This window comes from Thiopseudomonas alkaliphila (assembly GCF_001267175.1).
Taxonomy (GTDB): domain Bacteria; phylum Pseudomonadota; class Gammaproteobacteria; order Pseudomonadales; family Pseudomonadaceae; genus Oblitimonas; species Oblitimonas alkaliphila.
Window position 1 is genome coordinate 591,674 of record NZ_CP012358.1, and the last position, 26,004, is coordinate 617,677.

Sequence of the window (26,004 nt, forward strand, 5' to 3'; positions counted from 1 at the left end):
GTGTTTTGGCTCTAGACGCATGCACCAGAGCCAATCAAGAATGTACGGCTACTAGGCCTGGGGATTTTGCCAAGCCGACTGCGCTTTTGCCGTCATTTTCACTTCATCTAAGCGCCAAATTAACCAAGCAATGGCCACAACGACTGGGATCGAGAGCCAATTTAACCAAGCCCAGCCCAGCAGGACGACACCCTGTCCGGCCAGTAAGCTGCCAATCGCTGAAGCACTAAAGACTAAAAACTCGTTAATGCCTTGCACCTTACCTTGCTCTGCCGGGCTATAAGTGAAGCTGAGTAAGTGCGTAGCGCCAATAAAAGTAAAGTTCCAGCCTACGCCCAATAACAATAGCCCGCTAAAATAGTGCCAATAACTAACGCCTGAAATATTAATCAACGCGCAGATCACTAAAATAATGCAGCCCCACAAAATCACTGTACGCGATGAGAACTTGCGAATCAGCCAGCCAGTAAAAAAGGACGGCACAAACATCCCCAGAACATGCCACTGAATCACAATCGCCACATCCTCAAAAGGAAATTCATGGTGATCCATAGCTAAAGGGGTTGCTGTCATCAGCAGCACCATAATCGCATAACCCACTACCCCAGAAGCGACCGCAGCAATAAGTAAAGGTTGCTGAAACAGCTCAGCATAGCTGCGCACCCGATCAGTTGGCTTCACCGTCACCGCTTTAGCCAAAGGCAACACACTGATTAGCAGCAACGCCACCACATAGATCGCAAACAAGCCATAAAATGCACCTACAAACGGCTTATCTGCCCAGTTTTGCGACCAAATGGCCAAGTTCGCTCCCAGCACTGCGGCAATTACGCCGCCGCCCATCACGATTCCAATCGCACGTGAACGCTGCTCCACACTGCATAAATCTAGCGCAGCAAAACGATACTGCTGACCGACGCCAATAGCCATGCCGATCAATAAAGTACCGCAAGCAAAGCCGTATAAGCTCGAAGCTTCTAATCCCTGTAATGCCACCCAAGTACCAACTAAGCCAATCAGATTACCTAACACAAACCCGACCTTGCGCCCGAGTTTTTGCATCAGTAGCGCCGCTGGAATGGTGGCTGCAATGAGCCCCAAAAACTGCGCGGCCACAGGCAAAGTAATTAATAGCGGATGCGCTGCGAGCTGTTTACCAATCAAGGCAGATACTGCAACTAATAAGATATTTCCTGAGGTTAATAAAGCTTGGGCAATCGCAAGGCCCCATACAGTTATAGGCAAAAGGGTTTTCCTTTCAAATGGTTATAAGTATAGCCACAGCACTACCACACAACCTTCTACGTGTTGTGCGCTAGGCTGCTACAGAGGCTAAATTAACGAGTAGGCAAATAGGGCATTGGATCTACGGACTTGCCCTGACGACGAATTTCAAAGTGCAATTTAGTGGTATCGGTGCCGGTAGAACCCATCTCGGCAATTTTTTGTCCCGATTTTACCTTTTGCCCTTCATTGACCAAAATGCGCCGGTTATGCCCATAGGCACTCAAGTACACATCGCTGTGCTTAATGATAATTAACTCACCGTAGCCCACCAATCCGCTACCGGCGTACACCACGGTTCCATCAGAGGCTGAGACAATCGGATCGCCAGCATTGCCAGCAATATCAATGCCTTTATTGGCGCCCGAAAAACGGCCAACGACTTGACCACTGGCCGGCCAACGCCAACCTTTGCTAGAAACCGCAGCAGTACTGACCGATGCCGAGCTACTAGGGGCTGGCGTCGGCTTAGTAGTCGTGGTCGGCTGACTCACCACAGGACGGCTAACCGTGGTTTGTGGTGCTGTTTTTGCAGGGGTGGTTTTAGCTGGAGTAGTTACTACCGTAGCTGGCCGTCTAACGGGTGTTACCGGTTGCGCTTGGCCACTAAAGCGAATCACCTGCCCTGGGTTAATGTTGTAAGGGGCAGCAATGCCATTGAGCGAGGCCAAGGCTTTCCAGTTCCAACCATGGCGCGTAGCAATTGAGTATAGGGTGTCACCACGCTGTACACGGTACTGGCCACTGGTTACAGCCGGCACTGCATGCTGGCGATCGACCACCTGTACCCTTGCATTATTGCTACAAGCCGTCACCCCTAGTAACGAGACTAGGGCGCTAATCAGCAACGGACGCGATATACCTGCGGTTTTAGCTCGACTCACAGCACCACCTTGATGATTAATTAAATCCATACTGAACCACTTGTTCTTCATTACTTCACCGCTTCCAAGCTCGAGGCTAGCGAACTGTCGGGGCTGTTGCCGCCCCCGCTAAACGACTCGACCAATACTCTAAACCTAAAACCAATAGCACGCTGAGCACGGCTAATAGTAGTGCGCCGGCTAACTGTGCATCTAACTGGGTGAGCACTTCATACTGCCACGGACTCACGGGTACCTGTTGCAGCGGCACCTGCTCTCCATGCCGATTAAGCTGCCACTCTAAGGTTTCTTTCCAAGGCCACACCTTCAGTAAAGAACCCAACATAATACCCAGTAAAAAGCTCAATGTTACCTCACGGTAGTGCTGCATAGTAAATTTAAGCACATGAGCAAATAGCAAAATACCGGTTAAGCAACCCAGGGCAAACACCCCTAAGGTGACGACATCTAAGCTTTTAACTGCACTGATAATGCTGTCGTACATGCCCATTAAGACCAGTAAAAAACTGCCGGAGATGCCAGGTAAAATCATTGCACAGATGGCAATGGCGCCGGCAAAAAAAACGGCCAGCAAGCCACTACCCCAACTAATGTGCGCAGCTAAGCTGATATACGCGGCCAATCCTATTCCCAGTAATAAAAACAAAAACTGCGGCCAGTGCCAGCGCTGAACTTGCTTAGCCACCAGCCAACATGAAGCGACTATCAAGCCAAAAAAGAATGCCCATAATAATAAGCCATGCTGCTGCAGTAACCAATGGATCAGCCCAGCTAAACTAAAAACGCTGGTGACAATACCGGCAAACAGCACCAATAAAAAATTAGCGTCGAGGGTGTGCCAAGCCTTTGCAAACTGCCCCTGCACTAGCCACCAACCAGCTTTAGGTGCCTGACTGATAGCCCCCAATAAACGCTCATAAATGCCGGTAATAAAAGCAATGGTACCGCCGGACACACCAGGCACGATGTCGGCAGCGCCCATCGCGAGGCCTTTGAGAAATAATAAAATGGCTGCTTTCATATTTAATGCTCAATCCCACTCAACATAGGCACAAAATAAACCGGAGTTATGGCTTGTTGAGTATAACCATGACTTTGGCGACGAATCAGATAAAGCTTTTGCGCTTGCCCGCTCCCGATTGGAATTACTAGCCGTCCACCCACAGCCAACTGCTCAATTAGTTTGAGCGGCAACTGATCGGCAGCAGCGGTCACTAAAATTCCATTAAAGGGTGCAAACGCTGGCCACCCTTGCCAACCATCTCCCCAACGAAACACCACATTGGTTTGCTGCAATTGCGCCAGCCGTTGCTTAGCCTGCTCTTGCAACGGCTGAATCCGCTCCACAGTAAACACCCGTTCAACTAACTGGGTTAATACTGCCGTTTGGTACCCTGAGCCAGTGCCAATTTCTAGCACTTTATCCAAAGGGCCTTCCGCAAGCAGTAATTCCGTCATGAGGGCAACCGTATAGGGCTGCGAAATAGTTTGGCTATGACCAATCGGTAAAGCGGTATTGTCGTAAGCTCGATAGTTAAACGCACTGTCCACAAAACGCTCGCGTGGCACCTGATAAATTGCCTGCAGCACGTCAGGATGGGTAATTCCCTGTTGCTCAAGCTGCTCAATTAAGGCAAGGCGTGAGCGATCAGCAATTTGACTCACACTCAAAGTAAGGCCTCTAGCCACTCACTAAGGCTATCTAGCTGCTCAAAGTGAGTTCGGTCAACTAAGATCGGAGTGACTGAAACATACCCCTGCTGCACTGCTGCAAAGTCGGTGCCCTCACCGCCATCCTCAATGCCTCCGGCCACCGACAACCAATACCCTTCTTTGCCACGTGGATTGACAAATTTCACCGGCGGCTTTGCATGCAATCGATGACCTAAACGAGTCAGTTTTATGCCTTTAATTTCAGTCAGCGGCAGATTTGGAATATTGACATTTAAAATGCTGTGCGCTGGTAAATTAAACGCTTGCTGCTGTTGAATCAGTTGACGGGCAATATGGGCAGCGGTTGGTAAATGTTCTGGGCTGCGTGAAGTTAAGGAAAAAGCAAAGGCTGGACGCTTTAAAAAACGCCCTTCTAAAGCCGCGGCTACGGTACCGGAATACAGCACGTCATCGCCTAAATTAGCGCCTAAATTGATACCTGAGATCACCAAGTCGAATGATTGCGCAAAATAGCCATTAATCCCCAAGTGGACACAATCGGTGGGGGTGCCATTCACGCCAACAAAACCATTAGCTAAAGACTTAGGATACAGCGGCTGATCTAAAGTCAAGGAGCTACTGGCACCGCTGCGATCACGGTCCGGCGCTATCACTTGACAGTCTGCTAAATCCTTTACTGCCTCATGCAAGGCCATCAGCCCAGGAGCAAACACCCCATCATCATTTGAAATTAAAATGTGCATGTACCAACCCTTCTTAACCTCACTACTCGCTCACTGCAGTAGTTAGCTCAAATAATTCACGTAATACCACGGTAGCGTAACAGCCAACCGGTAATTGAAAAGCCAATTGTAAAGCATCAGTATCAAGCCATTTGACTGTTAGCTGCTTAACCGGCAAGCGCAAATTGCGTCGTTCTTGTTTTAACCCGGCAGCGGCTAACCAGCTGGCTAAGTCTGCTTCTTGTTCAGCGACACTGTGCTCGTAGGCTGCGGCTTGCGCACTGCTTACTAACTCGCCCTTACCCCATAAAGCGCCTGTTGGATGAGTATCAAGTTGGGCAAAACGTAGATCATCCGCCTGCATTTCGGCTGCAGGAAAAAAGCTAGCACTATCGGTAAAACTTAAAATATCGCCACTAATTAACTGATTCCACTCACCGCTAGTCACTCGCTGGGCGAGTATTTGATTAAATAAAAAGCTGCGCGCAGTAGACAATAAGCGAGAACGTACATTACGTTTGTCTGGCAGGCTGTGGCTGGCGGCAAATTGGCGGGCAAAAGCTAAATTAAACCCTTCGCGGCCAAAGCGTTGCGGGCCAAAATAATTTGGCACACCCTGTTGACTGATCTGCGCTAAACGCTGCTCCAATTCTTCAGGGGCTACGTCAAGGGCCAGCTGCCTTAAAGTAATCACAAACTGATTCGCTTTATGACTCCCCCGCTGCAGTTTGCGCTGATGCCGGGCTTGCTGCAGCACCTTTAGCTGCTCACTATTAAGCTGAGTAAAGTCAGGCGACTGCTTACCAGGTAGTTGTAGGCTAAACCATTGCCGCGTAATTGCCTGCTTATCTTTTAGCCCAGCATAGCTCACCTGACGCACCGGTACCTGAGCAAACTCAGCTAAGCGCTTAGCTACCTGCTCGGTATTAAGCTGCTGCTTTTCAATATACAGCCAACTGTGCTCGCCCTCACCGGTGAAGGGTATATCAAGCACTTCATTTACCTGAAAATCAAGGGGCGCACTTTTTAGCCATGCACGACCTAATGCGGCGCCGTAAGCGCGAGGCCCTAACAATTCGGCTTCAGTCATACACTGGCCAACAGCACAATGGCCTGGGCTGCAATGCCTTCTTTACGCCCAACAAAACCTAACGATTCGGTAGTGGTGGCCTTGACGTTAACCTGGGTAACGTCAAGCGCCAAGTCGCTGGCAATCACTTGGCACATACGCTCAATATAAGGCGCCATTTTCGGTGCCTGAGCTAAAATTGTTAGATCTAAATTCACCACCTGATAGCCTTTAGCCCGCACTTTACTCATCACATCTTTCAGTAACTGGCGGCTATCGGCACCTTTAAATTGCGGATCAGTATCAGGATAATGACGGCCTATATCACCTAGTGCACAAGCGCCTAACAGCGCATCACACAACGCATGCAACAGCACATCGCCATCTGAGTGGGCAACAAAGCCATGACTAAAAGGGATTTTTACCCCACCAATTGTTAAATGATCACCGGCACCAAAGCGGTGCACATCATAACCCTGTCCAATACGCATGAATCTACCTTCTCAGCAGCTAACTGACAGCTATCGGCGTGAATAGCACAAAGCGCGCATTCTACCTGTTTTCTACACAGCTCGCAGGGATGTTACGCCCGATCTTTAAGGAATTATTTTTTCTAGCACAAAAAAAGGCCTAAGCTGGATTTAGCTTAAGCCCTTAATCGTTAGCTAGCTGGTAGCGTATAACTTAGCCAGCCTGCGGATTGCGATAACCTGCGGCAGCGGCGGTAAATAGCACGTCTGTTGAAGAGTTCAGCGCCGTTTCAGCACTGTCTTGGAGCACGCTAATCACAAAACCAACACCAATTACTTGCACTGCCAGTTCGTTAGGAATACCAAATAAACTACAGGCTAGCGGGATCAACAATAACGAGCCGCCAGCTACTCCAGAGGCACCACAGGCGCAAATTGCTGCCACCACGCTCAATAGCAACGCGGTCAGAAGATCCACTTCAATACCTAAGGTGTTAACCGCAGCCAGAGTAAGTACCGTAATAGTAATCGCCGCTCCACCCATATTAATGGTGGCGCCTAAAGGAATTGAGACGGCATAGGTGTCTTCATTCAGTCCCAGTTTTTTACACAGTGCCATATTCACGGGAATATTAGCCGCTGAACTACGGGTAAAAAACGCGGTAAGGCCGCTTTCGCGTAGACAGGTAAACACCAAGGGGTAAGGATTTTGTCGAATTTGGCTATACACAATCAGTGGGTTAATCAGCAATGCTACAACCAACATGCAACCTAGCAGCAGGCTTAATAGCTTAGCGTAATCGTAAAGCACACTAAAGCCCGTAGTAGCAATAGTGCCAGCGACCAAACCAAAGATCCCTAGCGGGGCAAAACGAATCACCACCCGCACAATTTGAGTCACTGCCTGGCTAATATCGAGCGCTAACTGTTTACTGGTACCCGATCCGCTGCGCAGCGCAACGCCCAAACCAATCGCCCAAGCCAAAATACCTACGTAATTGGCATTTAATAAGGCATTAACTGGGTTATCGACGATATTCATTAACACACTGAGCAGTACTTCGGTGATATTGCCTGGTGGTGTTAGCGCCTCAGCTACCGGTTTTAGTTGCACCGTTAGTGGAATCCAGTAACTAGCTAAAACTGCCACCAAAGCAGCTAAAAAGGTTCCTAACACATACAGCTTAATCACTTGTCCGATGTTACTGCGGGCACCCGTGCGGTGATTAGCAATCGAAGCGAGCACCAAAATAAACACCAGTACCGGTGCCACTGACTTCAGCGCAGTGACAAATAAATCGCCTAATAAAGCGAGTGAGCGAGCAGTTTCTGGCAAAAAATAAGCCAGCGCAATACCGGCGATTAAGCCGATGACAATTTGCACCACTAAACTGCCTTGCAGGATAAAGCGCATGAACGGGTTTTCGGCATTCGCCATGATCGGTTCCTAACAAATAAAGAGGGACGCTATGCTGGCTGGCTTCAGTAGCTAAAGTCAGTCGGCACAGCACCTAAGTGCGGCGCATCTTAACATTTTTTAATCAGCAGACCAGCACCGGGCCACAGAGCGGCCCTTAGATTGAGTTGATTTAATCCAAGCAGAACACTGCCTTGACTAGAAACTGCGCTTATAAAATAAATCAATCGAGTTAGCTACACCGCTGGCGGCCTCAATGTATAAGCGTTTGGTCAACTCATAGCGCAAGGATAAAATAGTCGATGGCTCAAAGACTCCTACGCCATAGCGCATACTTAATTTGTCATTGATTTTACCAGTAGCCGCAACACTGGTGGCATCACCGCTGCCTTCAGAATCTAAAGAGAACTCTTTTAGCCCAACTGTTTCAGCTAGCTTATTGACTACCGGGCTACTGCCCATTAAACCAAGGGCTAGCGCCGCTTGCGCCATGGCGTTACCATCACCTCCACCGTCTAGCGGCCGCCCTAACAGTAACCAAGATAAGGCTTGCTCCTGACTCATGGAAGGATCAGAGAAGATTTCACTGGCCGGCTGACTGGCAGGACCCGACAAACGTAAACCGGCAGTGACATCACTGGTTACCCGCACCGCTTCAATATCTAAAAATGGCTCACTAATGGGCCCTTCAAATAATAGTTGTGCTTTACGAATCTCTAGGCGCTGACCATAAGCATTATAGCGGCCATTGGCTAAGGCTAACTGGCCATAGCTGGCCATATTGTCGCCCATCTTCAAGTGCCCTTTAATATCCGCGGTTAAGCCAAATCCATTAAATTTAAGTCGCTCTTCCCCTACTTCAATGGTGACATCCATCGCCATTTGCATACCCGGTTCTGGCTCTTGTTCACCCACAATGCGCGCATCAGGCGAGACTCGAGTGGCCGAGGCGGGTAGTTGTGGTACCTCAATTTGTCCTTTAGGAACCCGCACCACTCCATTAATTTGCAGTCGATTGTCCGCTAGCTCAATCACTAAGTCTGGCTCAACAATCACATCGGCATAGGGCTCAACCACTACCGGTAGCTGCGTGCCTTTCACCAAGACATTTACGTCTAAGCTTGGCTCCCACTGCACATAACCGCCCACCTCACCCTGGCCTTTAGCTCCGCTATTCCAGCCACCGGTTAAATCGACTCGGCTACCGGCAATCTTGGCCTCTAGCGCTAGGTTTTTCATTTCCATTGGCAAATCGCCACCGGCTAACAGCCCTTGCTTCAGCGCAATTACCCCAGTGACTTGTGGCGCCATTAAACTGCCGCTAATCACCCCTTGCCCAACCACTTTGCCCTCAAGCTGTTCCACCTGAGTAACAAACGGTTTTAATACTGACAGGTCCACCTCTGACAAGGTAAAACGGCCACTGATAGGCTTATCAGCTGGTTGCGGATTAAGACTGATCTCAGCAGTTAAAGCACCGGTGGTCGCTCCTTTAAACTGCACCCGCGACAGCACTTTTTGTGGCGTTAGATCACTATCAAGCGTTAACGTCTTCCACGCCAATTGTTGCCACTGCCCTTGATCTTTTACCTCTGCCAGTCCATTACTGGCATCTAGATAGATTTTGCCTTTAGGGCCTGCAGCCGGTAATGCCAACTGCAGCTGACCATTCACCTTACCGCTAAGCTTGATATCCTCGGGCAAAAACTCTTGTAGAGAGGCTAAGGAAAAGTTGCGTAGACGATAATCAATATTAGGCTCAGGTAATAATTGCTGCTGACGCTCGGCACAGAGACTGGCCTCTTGATTATTCCAGCAGTGTGCTGAGACAGTTAATTTGCCGCTATGTAAGTAATTAATCTGCGTGGCTTGATCTAAAGTAAAACGCTGACCTTCAGCGGCAATAAACATCCGTTGCAACTGTCCTCGCCAATCCCCCTGCTGATTAACCCCTCCGGCTACAGCTAACGCGGTATTTAGGGTTGGTCCCGTTAGGTCCAATTGCAGTTGATGCTGCGCCAGTTTGCCCGAAGCCTTAAGCGCGAGCTTACCTAGATCTGTCTCACCACTCTCAATTCCAGTTAGCTCACTGGCCAAATTAAGTTGTTGTTGGTTAGACAGCTTAGCGTCCAGCATCAACTGCTGAATTCTAAAGGTGTCATAGGCCACTTTTTGCCCATTTAACTTGGCGTTTAGTATTGGCTGATCAAGACTACCGGAAACTTCAGCTTGACCTTTAAGCACCCCAGATAAGTCTGGCCATAACTGGGACAGTTGAGCTAAATCTAAGTTAAGGTCGGCTTTGACTTGCTGTTTAACTAAGCTGCCTTTGGCGTTAATCCGGTTACTGCCCATCAACAACTGCAGCTGTTGTAAACGATACTGATCGGGTTTGGCATCTGCACTCAACAGCAGCTCTGTTTGCTGGTTGCGCAACTTTCCTTTTAGCGCCAGCTCTGCATCGGCTGTCAGCGCCTCACCTTGCAGCTGACCTTTAGAGGTCAAGGTTCCAGCTAACGTACCTGGTAGTTCTTGCACCCAATAGGCCGGGTTTAGTTCGTGTAGGTTAATCTCGGCCAACCAATCAATTTGCTCGGCAAACCCTACCTGCACATCACCGGCTAATTGCCCCTGTCCGGCCACTAACTGTAGATTTTTAATCAGTAACTGCTGAAAATTCCCAGTCACTGGTGCGGATAAAGTAAACACGCCCTCAGGCCCAGTCAGACTGGCATCCAGCTGTCCTTGGTAAGTTTCATCCTTGAGCTCAAGCTCAGCCGTTAGTTGATCTAAGGTTACAGGTAGCGGCTCACCTGGCAGTAATTGCTGCCAAGGAAACGCTTGCCAATCCAGCCTAAGCTGCGCCTGTAGCTGATCCTGCCAGCTCAGGTTGCCTGTCGCTTTAATGTATTGCTGCGGATCGGCACCTTGCAGGGTTAACTGCTCAATCCGAGCCTGATCCAGTTGAGCAAAGGCCTTTAAGTCTAGCAACACAGGCTCAGTATCACCCTTTAGCCGCCCTTCAGACTGAATACTAAAACCCTGTTTCAAGTTCCCTTGCGCGCTTAATCCTAACCGCTCGACCGTTAAACTGGGCTGCTCAGGCGTGGCATTAAAGTCAGTTATTTCAAGCGTGGCAGTTAATGGTAAATCAACCGCTAGCGCATCAACCTCACCCGATAATGTGCCTTGCAGATAACCTGAAGTTAGGCCAGTTAACTGCAGCTGATTAAGTGGGCCTGAGGCCTGCAGCTTAGCTGTCAGTGGCTCGGCCTCAGGTTCAAGTGGAATCACTGCCTGCAGTTCAAGCTCCGTTGCCCACACCTCCGTTGCTGGATCAAGCGTGCCTTGCGCTTGAAGCGCAATGTCAGTGTAATGCAGGACTAAGTGATCAATGCTGACACCGCTGTTTAACCACGCCAATTGCGCTTCTAGCCCCGTCACTAATGGCTGTTGATTAAGTAGTAAACGATTAACCGCTAAGCGTTTAATTTCAATTTCAATCGGTAACTTAAGTGCAGGCAAGTCTAGATCGGCATCCCTAGGTGGAGTTGGCTCAGTCTCTTCGGGTAACTCTAGCTGAATTTCGGCCACTTCTAGATGATTAATACAGATCCGTTTTTGCATTAAGCAACGACCGCTTAAATGCATTTTAGGCTGCAGCAAGAGAGCCTTTGTATCATCTTGTTGCCAACTGATTTGCTCTGCTGACCAATCACCTAATAACTTGCCCTGAAAGCCTTGCACCTCTAAGCCCGGCACTTTACTTAAGGCCCAACGATTGCCCGCTTCGCTATATAAGATGGCAGCCACACTGAGCAAAATAAGGCCAATTAGCCCAAAGAAAATACCTAACCCAATAATTAACTTACGCTTCATAACTCTGGCCCCATTGAGAAATGGATGCGCCATCCTTTGTCTTTATCATTAATTGGCTGCGCATAATCTAAGCGCAACGGCCCAATCGGTGACACCCAACGCACCCCGATCCCGGCACTGGTTTTCATCGAGTCGCTCCAACTATCCACTGAATTACCATGATCGACAAAGGTTGCCACCCGCCATTTATCGGTAATGCCGTACTGATACTCAGCACTGGTAGCTAATAGGTAACGACCACCAATGCGGTTGCCTTCAGCATCACGAGGCGACAAGGTTTCAAAGGCGTAGCCGCGAATACTTTGATCGCCGCCGGCAAAAAAGCGCATCGAAGGCGGTACTTTGTCGTAGTTATTACTATCAATTGCACCAATTTCAAAACGGCCTAAGAAACGATGGCGATCTGCCACCGTAGTTAATCCCTTAACTAAGGCATTGACATACACCAAATCCGCATCGGCTAAGAAACCCTCACGGGCCATACGTACATCCAGTTGCGCACGATAACCATGGCTGGGATCAAGCGGTGAGTCACTTTTAAGTTTGGAAAACACCACACTGGGCATTAAAAATTCCGTGGTGCGTTTTTTAGTATTGCCGCCAAAATCAAACTTTTCTTGTTCATAGCGCAGGCCTACAATCCGTTGCCAATCCCATTTCACTTGTTTTTGCCACTGCAAGCCCAAGGTAGCGCGCTCGGTATCGGCATCAATTAGCTCTCGTCTCTCATAACCGCCAAAAAAACGCAAATGATCACTTAAAGGACTGGCCAGAGGAATTTGATACCAAGTGGTGACATTTTGCCGTGGTGCAGATAACTCGGCATCAAAGCCATACTTATGGCCGGCGCGATTGACTCGGTGCCGCTCCCAACTAAAACGCCCACGCACCCCCACATCCGTTGAATAGCCAAATCCAACGCCCATAGTGCGCGGTTTGGCAGGCAAAGCTGTGACCTGCACCGGAATAATATGCGTGGAACTGGCGTTTTTATCTGATGCATCTACCCGCACATCCGCAAAGTAGCCGGTTTCTTGCAAATTTTGCGTCAACTTGGCAACCCGCGCAGAGTTGTAAGGCTCGCCGGCCTTAAAGGGCACTAAACGCTGTAATAGGTCTTGGTTAATTTTGCTGTCGTCATTAAAAGACACTTCGCCCAATAAATAACGCGGGCCACTATCAAACACCAAATGAATATCCGCAAGATTAGCCGCCGGATCAATCACAAGGGCATGCTCGATAAATTTGCCCTGAAAAAAACCTAAACGTAACGCGGCATTTTGAATATCGCTTTTACGTCCTTCATACAGGCTATGATCTAAACGCGCGCCAGGCTCTAGCTTAGGCTCTGGCTCAAACTGAAAAGCCTTTAACTCAGCGGCCGGCCCGCGCACTTCAATATTAACCACGCCTAAACGTACCGGTTGGCCCCGCTGCACCTTAACTTTAAGTGTTGGCTTGTCGCCTTCAAGCACTTCGGTGCTGATCTCGGCGTGATAATAACCTAAGGCTTGGCTGGCTTGCTCAACCTGGGCTTTTACTGCGCGCTCATAACGGCGCAACGCCTCGGCATCACGGTCCTCTAAATCCCCAATATAGGCTTCGATATTCTCTTTTAAGGCTTTACTGGCGGGCTCCACGCTCACCTCAAGTTTTGCCTCAGCAAATGCCATGCTGGTCGAAGCCAGCAGTAGCCATCCTGATAGTTTTTTTAGCACGCTAGCTCTCTCTGTTTAGGATGCGTCTAGTATAGCAACTCAGTTTTATCCCCATCTGTACTATGGGCCTAATTAACGCTAGCCCGCTTGTTTACCTACAGACGCAGCATTTGAATTTTACAAAAGGCTATACTTTAACAGGACTCACTTTAAATTCATTAACAGAGCTAGACCTATTTCTATGAAACTTGTTTCATTTAACATCAATGGCCTACGCGCCCGCCCCCATCAACTCAGCGCTTTAGTGGAAAAACATCAACCCGATGTGATTGGTTTTCAAGAAACCAAAGTCGCTGACGAGCAATTTCCCAGTCACTTATTTGACGAGCTTGGTTACCACGTACATTTCCACGGCCAAAAGGGCCATTACGGCGTCGCCCTAGCCTCTAAAAAAGCACCGCTAGTGATTCATAAAGGTTTTCCAGATGATGCCGAAGATGCCCAACGGCGCTTTATCTGGGGTGTTTATGAAGATGCTCAAGGCACTCCGATTACCGTGATGAACGGCTACTTCCCCCAAGGAGAAAACCGCGCCCACGAAACAAAATTTCCCGCCAAACGTAAATATTATGAAGACTTACAGCAGCTGCTAGAAAGCCAATTCACCCCGCAGGATCCTGTGATTGTCATGGGCGACTTTAATATTTCGCCGGCCAGTGAAGACATTGGGATTGGCGAGCAAAATGCTAAGCGTTGGTTGCGCACGGGGAAAACCAGTTTCTTACCTGAAGAGCGTGAGTGGCTGGAGCGGTTAAAAAACTGGGGCTTAGGCGATAGCTTTCGCCAGCTGCATCCACAAGTAAATGATCAGTTCAGCTGGTTTGATTACCGTAGTCGCGGCTTTGAGGACACCCCGAAACGCGGGTTACGCATTGACTTAATTATGCACTCGCCGGCGTTAGCTGATCGCTTACAAGACGCCGGTATCGACTATGAACTGCGCGCCATGGAAAAGCCCTCGGACCACGCGCCTATCTGGCTGAGCCTAAGCAACTAAGCGCTCCTCAACAAAATATCAGCCCTTAATTGAGCCAATACTTCACCGCTGTTAACGGCGGTGGAGCTGGCAGCTCCTGAGCTTCCAGCAAGTTAATGTCTAAGGTGCGCTCAATGGCAAATAGCGGCAACTGATTGGGCTGCTCGCCAAAGGGCTCTTCTAACTCAGCACTGAGTGCATCTAAGCCAAAAAACGCATAAGCCACCACACAGCTAATAATCGGTGTGGTTAGACCGGTGGTGGCGATCAGCGCAAAGGGCAATAAAAAACAGAACAAATAGGCTGTGCGATGTGCCAGTAACATATAAGCAAAGGGTATGGGGGTGGTTTTTAAGCGCTCGCAAGCGGCTTGCACATTGGCCAGTTCAGAAATTAACGCCTCAAACTCTGCGGCCATAATTTCACTTAACCAAGCCTTGCGCCGTGCATAGGCCACCTGCTGACTGAGCAGCAACAATAAATAGTCGGCGGGATTCGATTTTTTCGCCACGCGCTGCGCCTGCTCGGTGCCTAAAATGGCAGCTAATTCAACGGCTATGGGCTTATCGCGCAACCCATAAATCAAACACCGATTAAACGCCCGCAGCAATAAAAAAATCTGCTGCTGCGTGGCCTGGCTTTCCGCTTGAGTAAGATGACTGGCTGCCAGTCGCCCCAATGAGCGAGCATGCATAATTAATGCACCTAACTGCTGACGCCCTTCCCACCAACGGGCGTAACTGGCGTTGTTACGAAATCCAAGCAGTAACGACAGCAATAATCCCAGCAAACCAAAGGCCGAGGCACTGTAACTGGTAAAGTAATTGGGCAAGTAGTCATACATCAGCCAAGCAACACCACTGAGCAGTGCCACTAACAAGATTTGCGGCAGCACCCTTGGTAATACCGAGCCTTGCAAGGTTAAGAGTAATTGCCAAAACCCACGTTTTGCTGGAACGATCATTGACGCCTCATCATCTGCTCACCCACAACCGACCTAGCAGCTACTGGCTGATTAGTGCGGGCAGTTTTCTAAAATGATTTAAATTGCTGCTAGAATATCGTCCCCGCAATTTTAAAGCTCGGCTTTTCTTAGCTAGCGCATCTAGCGCGAGAAATTGACGAGCTTAGACGTCGCTAACCGACGCCAAGCGTTAAGAGACTTATGACCCAACTTGCTAACCATACCCCGATGATGCAGCAGTACTTGCGCTTAAAAAGCCAGCACCCAGAGCAAATTATGTTCTATCGCATGGGGGATTTTTACGAGTTATTTTATGATGACGCCAAAAAAGCCGCGCATCTGCTAGATATCACCCTCACTTCACGTGGCCAGTCAGCCGGCAAAAGTGTACCCATGGCCGGAATTCCCTTCCATGCGGCGGAAGGTTATTTAGCACGCTTGGTCAAACTTGGCGAATCGGTGGTTATTTGCGAGCAAGTGGGTGATCCTGCCACCAGCAAAGGGCCTGTAGAGCGCCAAGTGGTGCGCATTTTAACGCCGGGCACCGTCACCGATGAAGCCCTGCTCGATGAGCACAAAGATAACTATCTGGCCGCCGTTCAAGGCGATGAAAAAGGCTTTGGCTTAGCCGTGCTGGATATCACCAGTGGCCGTTTTAGTGTGCAGCAGCTACAGGGCTGGGAAAGCCTGCTGGCTGAGCTTGAACGGCTTAAACCGGCGGAGTTATTAATCCCAGATCAGTGGCCAAGCGACTCGCCCCTTGAACGCCGCCGTAACTGCCAGCGCTACCCCAGCTGGGAATTTGATTTTGATAGCGCCCATAAAGCGCTGTGTCAGCAATTTTCTACCCAAGACTTAAAAGGCTTTGGCTGCGATCAATTACCGCTAGCGATTGGCGCGGCCGGGTGTTTATTAGCCTACGCCAAAGAAACCCAGCGCACCGCGCTGCCGCATATTCGTCGTCTGATTCACGAGCGCTTAACTGATACGGTGATTATGGATGCAGCAACTCGGCGTAACCTTGAGCTAGACCTTAACTTAGCTGGCGGACGCGATAATACTCTGCAATCGGTCATGGATCGCTGCCAAACCAGTATGGGCAGTCGTTTATTGACCCGATGGCTGCATCGCCCGTTACGCATTGAGCAGACCTTATTAGCCCGTCAAGCAGCCATCCAAAGTTGTTTGGATCACTACCATTACGAGCAATTACAGCCTTTACTCAAAGAAATTGGTGATATTGAACGCATTTTAGCCCGAATTGGCTTACGTAGCGCCAGACCCCGTGATTTAGCCCGTTTACGCGATGCCCTAGCTGCCTTGCCTAAATTACAGCAGCAACTCAGTGCCCAGCTCGCCCAAAGTCCTGCGCCTCATCTGCAACAACTAGCCACTGAAGTCAGCCTCTACCCTGAGCTGGCAGATACTTTGCAACGGGCGATTATTGATAATCCTCCGGCCGTCATTCGTGAAGGGGGCGTGCTAAAAACTGGCTACGACAGCGAACTGGATGAGCTGTTGTCACTAAGTGAAAACGCGGGCCAGTTTTTAATGGATCTTGAAGCGCGGGAAAAAGCCCGTACCGGGCTAGCTAATTTAAAAGTTGGTTATAACCGGGTGCATGGCTACTTTATTGAAATTCCAAGTAAGCAAGCAGAAAGCGCCCCAGCTGAGTATATTCGTCGGCAAACCCTAAAAAATGCCGAGCGCTTTATTACTCCAGAACTTAAAACCTTTGAAGATAAAGCGCTGTCCGCCAAAAGCCGCGCACTAGCTCGGGAAAAGCAACTTTATGATGAGCTAATTGAGCACCTGATTGAGTTTTTAGCCGACCTACAAACCACTGCTAGCGCCCTCGCCGAGCTGGATGTACTGACTAACTTTGCCGAGCGCGCCATGACCCTTGATTTAAGTCGTCCGCGCTTTAGCCAGACCCCTTGCTTAAAAATTGAACAAGGTCGTCATCCGGTGGTGGAGCAAGTATTAACTACACCCTTTGTTGCCAATGATCTGGACTTAACCGAACAACGTCGCATGCTGATTATCACCGGGCCGAATATGGGGGGTAAATCGACCTATATGCGGCAAACCGCGTTAATTGCTCTGCTGGCGCATATTGGTAGTTTTGTTCCTGCTGCAGCGTGCGAGCTGTCATTATTGGACCGTATTTTTACCCGCATTGGCTCCAGTGATGACTTAGCCGGTGGGCGCTCAACCTTTATGGTGGAAATGAGTGAAACAGCCAATATTTTGCATAACGCCACCGCCAATAGCTTAGTGCTGATGGATGAAGTGGGCCGTGGCACCAGTACTTTTGATGGTTTATCACTGGCTTGGTCGGCAGCAGAAGAGCTGGCTGATTTAAATGCCTGGACACTGTTTGCCACCCACTACTTTGAACTGACTGCACTGCCCGAAAGCTTTAGCCAAGTCAGTAACGTGCATTTAACCGCTACCGAGCATCAAGACAAAATCGTCTTTTTACACCACGTTAAACCTGGCCCTGCCAGCCAAAGCTATGGCTTATCAGTCGCCCAGTTAGCCGGGGTTCCAGAGCATGTGATTCAACGGGCTAAGCAGCATTTATCACGCCTAGAAACTGCCGAGCAGCAATCAACTGCAGCTAAAACTGCACCGCCTCCAAGCACCGCTCAAGCAGTGCCTGAAACACCTCTGCAGGCTGATTTATTTGCCGCCAAGCAACCCCATCCTTTGGTTAAGGACTTATCAAAAGCTAACTTAGATCAATTAACCCCTATTGAGGCTTTGAATTTGTTATATGAATGGAAGCGGCAAATCTAACTTTTACCTCGGTAAACTGCTAGAATCGCCCTCGTTTTTACTTTTAGAATGTAACGCCATAAAGAGCGCTTATTTGCTGTCATTACCCAAGCAGCACCCTTGAGGAGAGAATTAACATGACATTCGTGGTAACCGATAACTGTGTTAAATGTAAATACACTGATTGCGTTGAAGTTTGCCCAGTTGACTGCTTCTACGAAGGCCCTAACTTTTTAGTGATTCACCCCGACGAGTGCATCGACTGCGCCCTGTGTGAACCAGAGTGCCCTGCCGAAGCGATTTTTGCCGAAGATGAGCTGCCAGAAGATCAGCAAGAATACTTAGAGCTAAACGCTGACCTTGCCGAAATCTGGCCCAACATCACCGAAAAGAAAGACCCACTGCCAGATGCTGAAGAGTGGGATGGGGTGAAAGACAAGCTGCAATATTTAGAGCGCTAATTGCTTAGTAATAGCTGCAATCAGGCTAGCGCGGTATTTCACCGCCAGCCTGATTAATTAGCCTAAGTTGTTAATCAATCGCTGTTTTCTGAATTAGCAAATTCAACCATTTACCCTGCCTATCTACGCGGTTATCCGCTGTCACCCAGAGTTTCAAGTCAAACCGCTTAAGAGTGAATTAAGCTAAATATCTAATTTTGGCTCTTGCATTGAAACTCTTGCGTAGTCTATATGAACAACAACACCTTTAGTGGCTCTTCGCATTTGAGGGTGTAGAAAAAATCTGACCGACTGGAAAAGGTGTCGGGGAACTTGGAAAATGTAAGCTCCTACACCAACAAAAACCAAGCCCCGACGTGAATGATCTTACCTTTTCCAGCCCTGATCTTTCCAGCTTTTGCCAACTGAATAACCTCGGCCTCGTTGCCACTGGGCAGCACCTTTGCACAGAGTACGCAGTCATCGAGTGTCGTTTCACCAAAGCACCCGAACCATGCCCCAAGTGCGCGGCTGCTTGTAGTGGTCAAATAATTCCAGACACTTTGTTAAGAATTTCTTCCGCTGCTAGCGGAGTCAAGCCACGATTAAATATATGTGGTCGTTGCTGATTATAATATTTCATCAGGTAACCACTGATATCTTTTTGAGCAGCCATAAAACTGTTATACCCAAACATTGGTACCCACTCTGTTTTTAAGCTACGAAATAATCGCTCTGTAATCCCCCCTCAACCCCGCCGCCGGCCCCAATTGGTTTGATGCTATCAGCCGTATTCTACTAGTACCCAACACATGAACACTGAGGACTTGGCCGCCGTATTCATTGGCAGCCCAAACCCCTAATAAAAACCTTTACCATACGCGCGCAGCACGAGAAAAAGGGCAATAACTAGCTCAACGCCTGCGCCTGCTGTGAACCATAGGCTTGGTCTAGGCTCCATTGACAGTAGCTTTGCAAATACTGGCCCAAAGATACCAACCAGTAAGCACCCAAGCCATATCGTCGCTAGCGTATAAAACAGGCCTTTAGATAAATCAAAACCCATCATGATAAGAAGGAAAAATAAAGAGAGATAAAACCCTAATTGACTTATCACCGATTTTGTCTCCTTTTCATTAGCGTTCTGATTCCCACAGGCCACGACGACGAAAATATGCATACGGCTCTTTACCGCCCAAAAAGCCTGCTTTGGAATCATGCACTAAGGTATCCAAAAAACGAGCAACATCTGGCTCGACACTGCCCTGTAAATAAGCATTTAACATCCAAGGTTCTGCGGTAGAACGGAAGAAATAGCGCCCTGCAACAAAACCTAGCGTTAGCGGTTTATTGGCATCTTGTTTTCTTTTTAGGCGGCGTGCTTCTTTGCTGATGGTACTTCGCCCTTTATCGATTTGTTTTCTGCTAGCACGTAAGGCGCGTAAGTCTTCACGAGCTTGGGTACGCTGTTCAGTAAGCTCATTAATTTCGTCTTTATAAGGATTTTGGCGTTTTCTTTTTCTCTTAAGATCGGTTATAGCATTATTTAATTGCTCTATTCTTGTCTCGTGTGCTTGTTCTTGGCGATCGAGTTCTAATTCAGCCTCGCCACTTTCAAGCGCTCCCATATAGGCATACCAATGCTCCATATGCGCTTTTATTTGCTCTTCAATGGTGCCTGTTTTGGCCTGTTGTCCCACTGCTTCCATATAGGCTTTATAGGTAGACTGTACTCCTCTTGAAAGTCCAAATTTATCACGAAGTGGTTTATCTTCTGAAATCTCACTCCAATCACGAAACCTTGCTCCACTAGCTAATGATTTCACATACATATTCAGCAAAGGAATACGTGCTAGCTCATCACTTTTACCTTGCGCACCAGGCCTATAACCACCGCCCACATCAGAGTGCACACCAGGAAACACCGTTTCTATCCAATCTTCACGTGGATAAGCACCCTCTTGGCGAATCAAATCGACCGGGAAGGAATAACGCAGTTCATGGGCGGCCACATAATGCACGCATTTTTCTAACTCTTGCGGCAACAGCATTTCTATTTTTTTAAAGTCATTTTTAGCCGGCCTTCCAAACGAAGCTACTGTGTCAAAAATCCCTAAAAACCGAAAACGAATAGGGTAACCTTCGTACGTAAGTTCACCACCCTCTTTTTCGCAAGCTTTGAGTAAACGATTAACAAAAGCTCTTGCTAACGCCGCACCACGAGAAAATCCAAACACAGAAATATCAATAGAGCGTATTAAGCGGTGTTTGCTTAGTGCCTCATTCAGCTTAGCAAAACCTTCTTTTTCATTAGCTTCCAAAATAGCTTGCACTTCATCGCTCGCTAATTCAGCAGAAACTTTAAGCGCCCTTGTCAGAGCGTCGTTTGTATCTATATCGCCGCTCTTCAAACGTGAGTCTGCGCCCCACCCCGTACCCCCTCCTAATGCAGCAGAATCACGCGGGTGCTTATTAAGGTGCCACCAAGGCTCTTCTCGATTGAGCTTGGTACCTACACCTGAAATATAATAACGGTATAACCCTTTTTCAGGCTCATCTCGTGCTGCCTCATATAAACGAGCCACATTACTCCACGACTCTGTGGGCGCATCAGCGTCACGGTTGTTTCCCGTTCCATCGAAAAAAAGAGCTATTTTGACTCGCTCGTGGCAATCTTGCTCAAAACTAAGCTCTTCATTAGGAATATCATCAAACGCTGCTAGCATGCCATCCAGAGCATCTTTGTGGGTTTGAAATAAATTATCCATAGCAAATATCCATGCCGTTATTACTTTAATTTAAGGACATTAATCCCAACTACGATAAAAAGGATCATTCCTTTTGTACCAAAGATCATCATAAGGCTCCCCCGGCTTTTTCTTACCAGGAATGCCATTACTCAAAGAAAACTCCACGATATCGCCTGGATAAATATGAACACCTAAAAATCGATCGCCTTTGGAGGGTTTAGGAACCACTACTTCTACTTCGCGCATAAAATAAGATTCCGGCCGCGTATCGTCAGGATGTGTGCTATATGTCCAATGAAATATTGTTTTACCAATAGGAACTCGAACACCGCCCACAACACTTCCACCACCCGACTTTTTCCAGTAATGTCCTTGAACATAACTATCTCCAATAGCAATATCATAAACATTAATATCCGTATAATTAAGCACCGTCACATTCAGTGTTGCAGAGCGCGAGGCACAACCGCCTAAAAAGCCTGATAAGAAAAACATAAGTAACACCCCTAGTGTTTTTTTACGCATACCATTCTGTTCCTACATTAAATATATTGACGTTACACTTCATCAAACGCTGCTAGCATGCCATCCAGAGCATCTTTGTGGGTTTGAAATAAATTATCCATAGCAAATATCCATGCCGTTATTACTTTAATTTAAAAACATTAATCCCAACTACGATAAAAAGGATCATTTCTTTTGTACCAAAGATCATCATAAGGCTCCCCCGGCTTCTTCTTACCAGGAATGCCATTACTCAAAGAAAATTCCACGATATCGCCTGGATAAATATGAACACCTAAAAATCGATCGCCTTTTGAGGGTTTAGGAACCACTACTTCTACGTCGCGTTTAAAATATTCTGTACGAGCTCTTGGATCGCCTCGGAAAGTATCATAAAACCAGCTAACTGTTGTTTTTCCTACAGGCACCTTAACCCCACCAACAACGCTACCGCCCCCCGATTTTTTTCTATAGTGTCCTTGTACAAAGCTTTTTCCTATTTGTAGGTCAAACACAGAAAAATCCGTATAATTAATTACCGTCACATTCAGCGTTGCAGAGCGCGAGGCGCAACCGCCTAAAAAGCCTGATAAGAAAAACATAAGTAACACTCCCAGTGTTTTTTTACGCATACCATTCTGTTCCTACATTAAATATAAATACATTGGATTATTTTTATTTCTTAAATTCATTTATCAGCATCTATGATAATTTTTATATCCTCTGAATTTAAGCTTCTCAGGACATTACCGAAAGATTCACCATTTTTTTTGGCCTGTACCAGCCGCTCGTGTACAAAAGGCACATCGTAAAATCTTTCACCTAACATAAAGCCTGCGCCAACAAAGCTTACCTGCTCCTGTTTTGCTTTAACTCCATATCCTTCTGCTGCATCCAATAATTCACAAGCCAAGCGGTAGCTCTTATATGTATCACGCCCTCGTAACAAATTAGGCTGGTTTAAGCCTATCTCATATAGCACTTGATCAGGCAAAGTGGCTTTCACCATCATACGCACCTGCCAGGGCTCAAACTGCAAAGGCAAAAGAGGAAGGGCTTTTTTGTGCTCATCGGCTGGAGCACTTTCTTCTAAGTGGCTTAGGTTGCTTTGTTGCAACTCACCCGCGCGGTTCCACCAAGCAATGTTTTCTATCGGGGCTAAAAAGGAATGGCGCTGTTGGTCAGTAAAAATGGGGCCTCCAACATAATTACTCCTATCTGCTGGCTCGCCAAGCAGCGGCGCTAATATTGCAGGATCCCACCAAGCCAGCAGCATGGTGGTACTCTTATTAGCCTTTACTTCCACATGGTCTATTAAATATTGCAACAAGGCATCAAAATCGAGTTGGCTTCGCAGTAAGATCACGCAAGACGAGCCCGCCCACTGTTGCGCTAAACGGCGCAACGTTCCTGTATTCAACTGGGATTGTTCACCCAACGCCACCAAATGCGGCGATGCTTGTTGAATGGTGACATCCGTGCCCAACAGGCAGGCACTGTGTTGGGCCGATAACGCTTGAGGTAAGCGTTGATCTTGGGCCGCATCAACGATGGCATAGCAATAAAACGTTGCTTCGGTGGGTGCTTGTTCTGGTTCGTCTTGCAACCAGTTTGGTAACACAGCAAGCGACATAGCTCATCCTTAAGGGTTTTTACTCACAAGGCCGCCACGGTTAGCGGCACGCTTCATCAAGCATTCCACGCAAATAGAGTCAGGGAAAATGGGGAGCTTGGTGCTCAACCCCGCCGCCGGCCCCAACTGGTGAGCACTCGCCTCTACGGTGAGTTGGCCTGGGCAACCGAAGGTGATGTTGCCGTCTTTGATTTCGATATAGGCACCGCCCGCGGTAGCGAGTTTGATGCTATCGGCCGCGGCGAGGTTCAATTGGGTGTTGCTGATAACTTGAAGGTCATCATCGCTGGCAAAGGTTAAAGCGCCGTGCTGAGCTTCAATTTGTACAGGACCTTTCGCTGCTCCCACGTGAATACCCACACCTGTTGCGCCTTGAGTGCCGGCGGTAATGCCCAAGGCTTGGCCGCTGTGCAGGCGCAGATGCTCGCCTGCTGCGAGGCTAGTGTGCTCACCACTGCCCAAGTTTAAGGTTTCACCAACGGCGAAGGCCATGGGCCCACCGGCAGTGGCCACGAGGGAGCCGCGAGCGCTTAAGGTGACTAAGGGTGCGGTGCTGTGGGGCACGCTCTCGCGTTCGGTGGTGCTTGCTTGTTGGGTGTAATCGGAGCCAGTCACGCGGCCCGCTTGATGCTGTGCCAAGGCAGATAAAGGGGCCGCCTGGTTATCTAAGCGGCTTTGTACCTTGGCTTGGCTGCCTTCTGCCCCCGCTAGCCCAACCCCTTGGTGCTGCTGGCTGGCTTGGCTCAGGCTGTTAGCCAGTTGCTCATGGTGTTTGAGTAAAGCGCTCGCCCCTGTGGCATCGCCCACAGGCTCATCACTGGGCTGCGCATAAGTGCTTAACAATACGCCCGCTTCACCACGCACGGCGCCATACGCATCGGTGCGTAGCTCAAAGCCAGTGCCACGAAAGCTACCGCGGTAGTTATCTGCTTGGTGGATTAGGTGGCCCATGTTTAACTGGCTGCTGGCGTGGCTGCTGGCTAGCTGCACACGCCCTTGGCTATCGGTATCATCAAACACCAGCTGGTTGTGGCCTTGGCCATCTAGCCCTTCGGTTTTAATGCCCGATAAGGCGGCAGCATTATGATGCCCCTCCGCCTCGGGGCTTTGCCCGTGCCAAGCGGGGCTGTTGCCGCCCACCAAGTTACCCTGGGCGCTGGGCTGAAAATCCGCCGCTTGGGAAAACAGCTCGCCTACACTGGCTGCTTCCACCGCGCCTGGTGTGGGCGCAATACCACCTTCGCCTTGGCCGTTATATAAGGCGCCCATCACAATGGGGCGATCTATATCGTTATCTAAAAAGTTAACCAATACCTCTTGACCAATGCGCGGCAAAAACTGAGCACCAAACCCGGCACCCGCATAGCGCTGCACCACGCGCAGCCAGCAAGACGCCCCCGCCTCCATCCAATGAAAGCGCACTTTAATGCGCCCTAGCTTATCCGTGTGCACCGCACCTGCTTCACTTGGCTCGGTTTCACCATGGGGGCCCACCACGAGGGCCGTTTGCGCCCCAGAAACGGTAGCTTTAGGGTGCAACCAATTGCCGTGTTGATCTTGCCGTGCTGGGCGAAACGGGATGGCCGCATCCAGGGCGCTAAATTGTTGGGCATAGCCTGTGCGCTTGGCTTGCTGCCATAAGGCATCATCGGCTAGGGGTAAAGCGGGTACAGAAGTAGCTAAGCTCTCTGGCAGGTTATTAACCCCTGCCTCGTGCAAGGTCGTCCACAAAAAGGCATTGGGTAGAGCTTGTTTAGCGTTGCGCCATGACGTGTTCGCCACCCGAAAGCGCTGCCCTTCACGGGCACCGCGCCAAGTGCTAAGGCCTTGCCATGTGGCTTGTTGCGCCTCTAAGGTTTGTGCTGCCACCGTGGCATAATGCGCCCCTTCGCGGCTATCACTAAACGCATAAGCCCCGGCTAGCACATAATGCTCACCAGTGGTGTGGGGGCTGTTCACCGGCAAGGAGGCACCTGTGGCGGCGTTGGCTTTGTAATCTTGGGTTAATAACGTAACGTGAGAAGCCGTTAACACCGCGTGGGGTGCCAGCTGTTGAATGCCATCACTCTCTTCCACCGCAGCGGCACGCTGGTAACGGATCCCCTGCCCCGTGGCAGCCGAGCCTGCCTCTTCGGGCAATTGTGCGCTATCGGCAAAAATACGCAGCTTATGGCCAGCGGGGGCATCAGTATCTTCAATAAAACAGTACCCTAATCCTTCTTCGGCCAGCAACCGCTCAATAAACTGCAAATCACTTTCACGGTATTGCACGGCATAGCTGCGAGGGCGTACGCCTTCTAGCCATGTGGCAACCTCAGGCGTGGCTTCCCAGGCAGCATAATCGCTATAGTCAGCCAGCACGTCTTCCACAATATCGAGCACCGTTTTTTCTTGAAAAACGCGACTACGGCGTCCTTCACCTAACACCCACAACCATGGCACCAACGTCAAACGGTAGCGGGTCATACTGCCATCGCTGCCCAAACACGCCGCTTCGCGCACTAATCCAGAGCGCGAACACGTAGCACCATCAGCCAATGTTGTGAGTAGCGAAACGGGTTTCCCAAGAAAGGCATCTAAAGGCAAGGCGGCATCGGCCGCAAGGGTATCAATATGGTATTCGTAACAAGATGAGAGAGCGGCGCTGCCACACCAGCGCTCCACATGCAGGTGTTCAAAAGATGCCGCGCCTTGCAAACGGTACAACCGTCGGCGATCCGATAGGGCTACGCCCGAGAAAAACGACCTTAGATCCATCTCAATCATCTCCTTGATAAGTATTAAATTAACTCCTGGAGGCTATAACGCAACGCTCTCCAAACGGGAATTTTAACTACCA

The 26,004-nt window shown here is 49.0% G+C and carries 20 protein-coding genes and 2 pseudogenes; 4 read left to right on the top strand and 18 right to left on the bottom strand.

The window, feature by feature from the left end; all coding sequences use genetic code 11:
* Positions 1 to 51 precede the first annotated feature (51 nt).
* The 10 genes from AKN87_RS02895 to AKN87_RS02940 all read right to left on the bottom strand — a co-directional run bounded on the left by AKN87_RS02895 (position 52) and on the right by AKN87_RS02940 (position 13,072).
* Complete coding sequence (locus AKN87_RS02895; RefSeq protein WP_053099580.1) at positions 52 to 1,245, bottom strand: MFS transporter; 1,194 nt, start codon at positions 1,243 to 1,245, stop codon at positions 52 to 54.
* 92 nt (positions 1,246 to 1,337) lie between these two features.
* Entirely contained in the window at positions 1,338 to 2,219 is an 882-nt protein-coding gene (locus tag AKN87_RS02900) for a peptidoglycan DD-metalloendopeptidase family protein (protein WP_231692555.1), read from the bottom strand.
* 25 nt (positions 2,220 to 2,244) lie between these two features.
* The gene (locus AKN87_RS02905) at positions 2,245 to 3,189 is read right to left on the bottom strand and encodes a DUF368 domain-containing protein (protein WP_053099582.1); all 945 of its coding nucleotides are present in this window, start codon (positions 3,187 to 3,189) and stop codon (positions 2,245 to 2,247) included.
* 2 nt (positions 3,190 to 3,191) lie between these two features.
* The gene (locus AKN87_RS02910) at positions 3,192 to 3,839 is read right to left on the bottom strand and encodes a protein-L-isoaspartate(D-aspartate) O-methyltransferase (protein WP_231692554.1); all 648 of its coding nucleotides are present in this window, start codon (positions 3,837 to 3,839) and stop codon (positions 3,192 to 3,194) included.
* Entirely contained in the window at positions 3,836 to 4,585 is a 750-nt protein-coding gene (gene surE, locus AKN87_RS02915; RefSeq protein ID WP_053099583.1) for a 5'/3'-nucleotidase SurE, read from the bottom strand. Before surE ends, AKN87_RS02910 begins: the two co-directional genes overlap by 4 nt.
* 22 nt (positions 4,586 to 4,607) lie before the next feature.
* The gene (gene truD, locus AKN87_RS02920) at positions 4,608 to 5,654 is read right to left on the bottom strand and encodes a tRNA pseudouridine(13) synthase TruD (protein ID WP_053102401.1); all 1,047 of its coding nucleotides are present in this window, start codon (positions 5,652 to 5,654) and stop codon (positions 4,608 to 4,610) included.
* Positions 5,651 to 6,124: a 2-C-methyl-D-erythritol 2,4-cyclodiphosphate synthase gene (gene ispF, locus AKN87_RS02925; protein ID WP_053099585.1), complete on the bottom strand. Its 474-nt coding sequence runs from the start codon at positions 6,122 to 6,124 to the stop codon at positions 5,651 to 5,653. Before ispF ends, truD begins: the two co-directional genes overlap by 4 nt.
* 193 nt (positions 6,125 to 6,317) lie before the next feature.
* Positions 6,318 to 7,541, bottom strand: a complete 1,224-nt coding sequence (sstT, locus tag AKN87_RS02930; protein WP_053102402.1) for a serine/threonine transporter SstT — start codon at positions 7,539 to 7,541, stop codon at positions 6,318 to 6,320.
* Between the two features lie 177 nt (positions 7,542 to 7,718).
* On the bottom strand, positions 7,719 to 11,399 hold the full coding sequence (locus AKN87_RS02935; protein WP_053102403.1) for a translocation/assembly module TamB domain-containing protein: 3,681 nt from the start codon (positions 11,397 to 11,399) through the stop codon (positions 7,719 to 7,721).
* Positions 11,396 to 13,072: an autotransporter assembly complex protein TamA gene (locus AKN87_RS02940; protein ID WP_080995486.1), complete on the bottom strand. Its 1,677-nt coding sequence runs from the start codon at positions 13,070 to 13,072 to the stop codon at positions 11,396 to 11,398. Before AKN87_RS02940 ends, AKN87_RS02935 begins: the two co-directional genes overlap by 4 nt.
* A 226-nt stretch (positions 13,073 to 13,298) precedes the next feature.
* Here AKN87_RS02940 and xthA point away from each other — a divergent pair, with 226 nt between their 5' ends.
* Positions 13,299 to 14,114, top strand: a complete 816-nt coding sequence (gene xthA / locus AKN87_RS02945; RefSeq protein ID WP_053102404.1) for an exodeoxyribonuclease III — start codon at positions 13,299 to 13,301, stop codon at positions 14,112 to 14,114.
* 25 nt (positions 14,115 to 14,139) lie between these two features.
* Here xthA and AKN87_RS02950 read toward each other — a convergent pair whose 3' ends face one another.
* Positions 14,140 to 15,057 carry a bestrophin family protein gene (locus AKN87_RS02950; RefSeq protein WP_053102405.1) on the bottom strand — a complete coding sequence of 306 codons (918 nt, stop codon included), beginning with the start codon at positions 15,055 to 15,057 and terminating at the stop codon, positions 14,140 to 14,142.
* A gap of 201 nt (positions 15,058 to 15,258) precedes the next feature.
* On the opposite strand from AKN87_RS02950, the gene mutS reads away from it, so the two are divergent.
* The 3 genes and pseudogenes from mutS to AKN87_RS12190 form a co-directional block, all read left to right on the top strand.
* Positions 15,259 to 17,859: a DNA mismatch repair protein MutS gene (gene mutS / locus AKN87_RS02955; protein ID WP_053102406.1), complete on the top strand. Its 2,601-nt coding sequence runs from the start codon at positions 15,259 to 15,261 to the stop codon at positions 17,857 to 17,859.
* A 116-nt stretch (positions 17,860 to 17,975) separates the two neighbouring features.
* Complete coding sequence (gene fdxA / locus AKN87_RS02960) at positions 17,976 to 18,299, top strand: ferredoxin FdxA (RefSeq protein WP_053099591.1); 324 nt, start codon at positions 17,976 to 17,978, stop codon at positions 18,297 to 18,299.
* Between the two features lie 356 nt (positions 18,300 to 18,655).
* Positions 18,656 to 18,814, top strand: a pseudogene (locus AKN87_RS12190) (ISL3 family transposase); the annotation flags it as partial.
* An 8-nt stretch (positions 18,815 to 18,822) separates the two neighbouring features.
* Here the strand turns inward: AKN87_RS12190 and AKN87_RS12070 are convergent.
* The 7 genes and pseudogenes from AKN87_RS12070 to AKN87_RS02995 form a co-directional block, all read right to left on the bottom strand.
* Positions 18,823 to 19,014 (bottom strand): annotated as a pseudogene (locus AKN87_RS12070) (IS3 family transposase); the annotation flags it as partial.
* A 123-nt stretch (positions 19,015 to 19,137) separates the two neighbouring features.
* On the bottom strand, positions 19,138 to 19,395 hold the full coding sequence (locus tag AKN87_RS02970; protein ID WP_053102408.1) for a hypothetical protein: 258 nt from the start codon (positions 19,393 to 19,395) through the stop codon (positions 19,138 to 19,140).
* Positions 19,396 to 19,414: 19 nt separating this feature from the next.
* Positions 19,415 to 21,046, bottom strand: coding sequence for a T6SS phospholipase effector Tle1-like catalytic domain-containing protein (locus AKN87_RS02975; protein ID WP_053102409.1), 1,632 nt, complete (start codon positions 21,044 to 21,046; stop codon positions 19,415 to 19,417).
* Between the two features lie 39 nt (positions 21,047 to 21,085).
* Positions 21,086 to 21,553, bottom strand: coding sequence for a DUF3304 domain-containing protein (locus tag AKN87_RS02980; protein WP_053102410.1), 468 nt, complete (start codon positions 21,551 to 21,553; stop codon positions 21,086 to 21,088).
* Positions 21,554 to 21,693: 140 nt separating this feature from the next.
* Positions 21,694 to 22,164 (bottom strand): DUF3304 domain-containing protein, encoded by a 471-nt coding sequence (locus AKN87_RS02985; RefSeq protein ID WP_053102411.1) that lies wholly within the window; start codon positions 22,162 to 22,164, stop codon positions 21,694 to 21,696.
* A 56-nt stretch (positions 22,165 to 22,220) separates the two neighbouring features.
* On the bottom strand, positions 22,221 to 23,165 hold the full coding sequence (locus AKN87_RS02990; protein ID WP_053102412.1) for a DUF4123 domain-containing protein: 945 nt from the start codon (positions 23,163 to 23,165) through the stop codon (positions 22,221 to 22,223).
* Positions 23,166 to 23,174: 9 nt separating this feature from the next.
* Entirely contained in the window at positions 23,175 to 25,922 is a 2,748-nt protein-coding gene (locus AKN87_RS02995; RefSeq protein WP_053102413.1) for a type VI secretion system Vgr family protein, read from the bottom strand.
* Positions 25,923 to 26,004 lie beyond the last annotated feature (82 nt).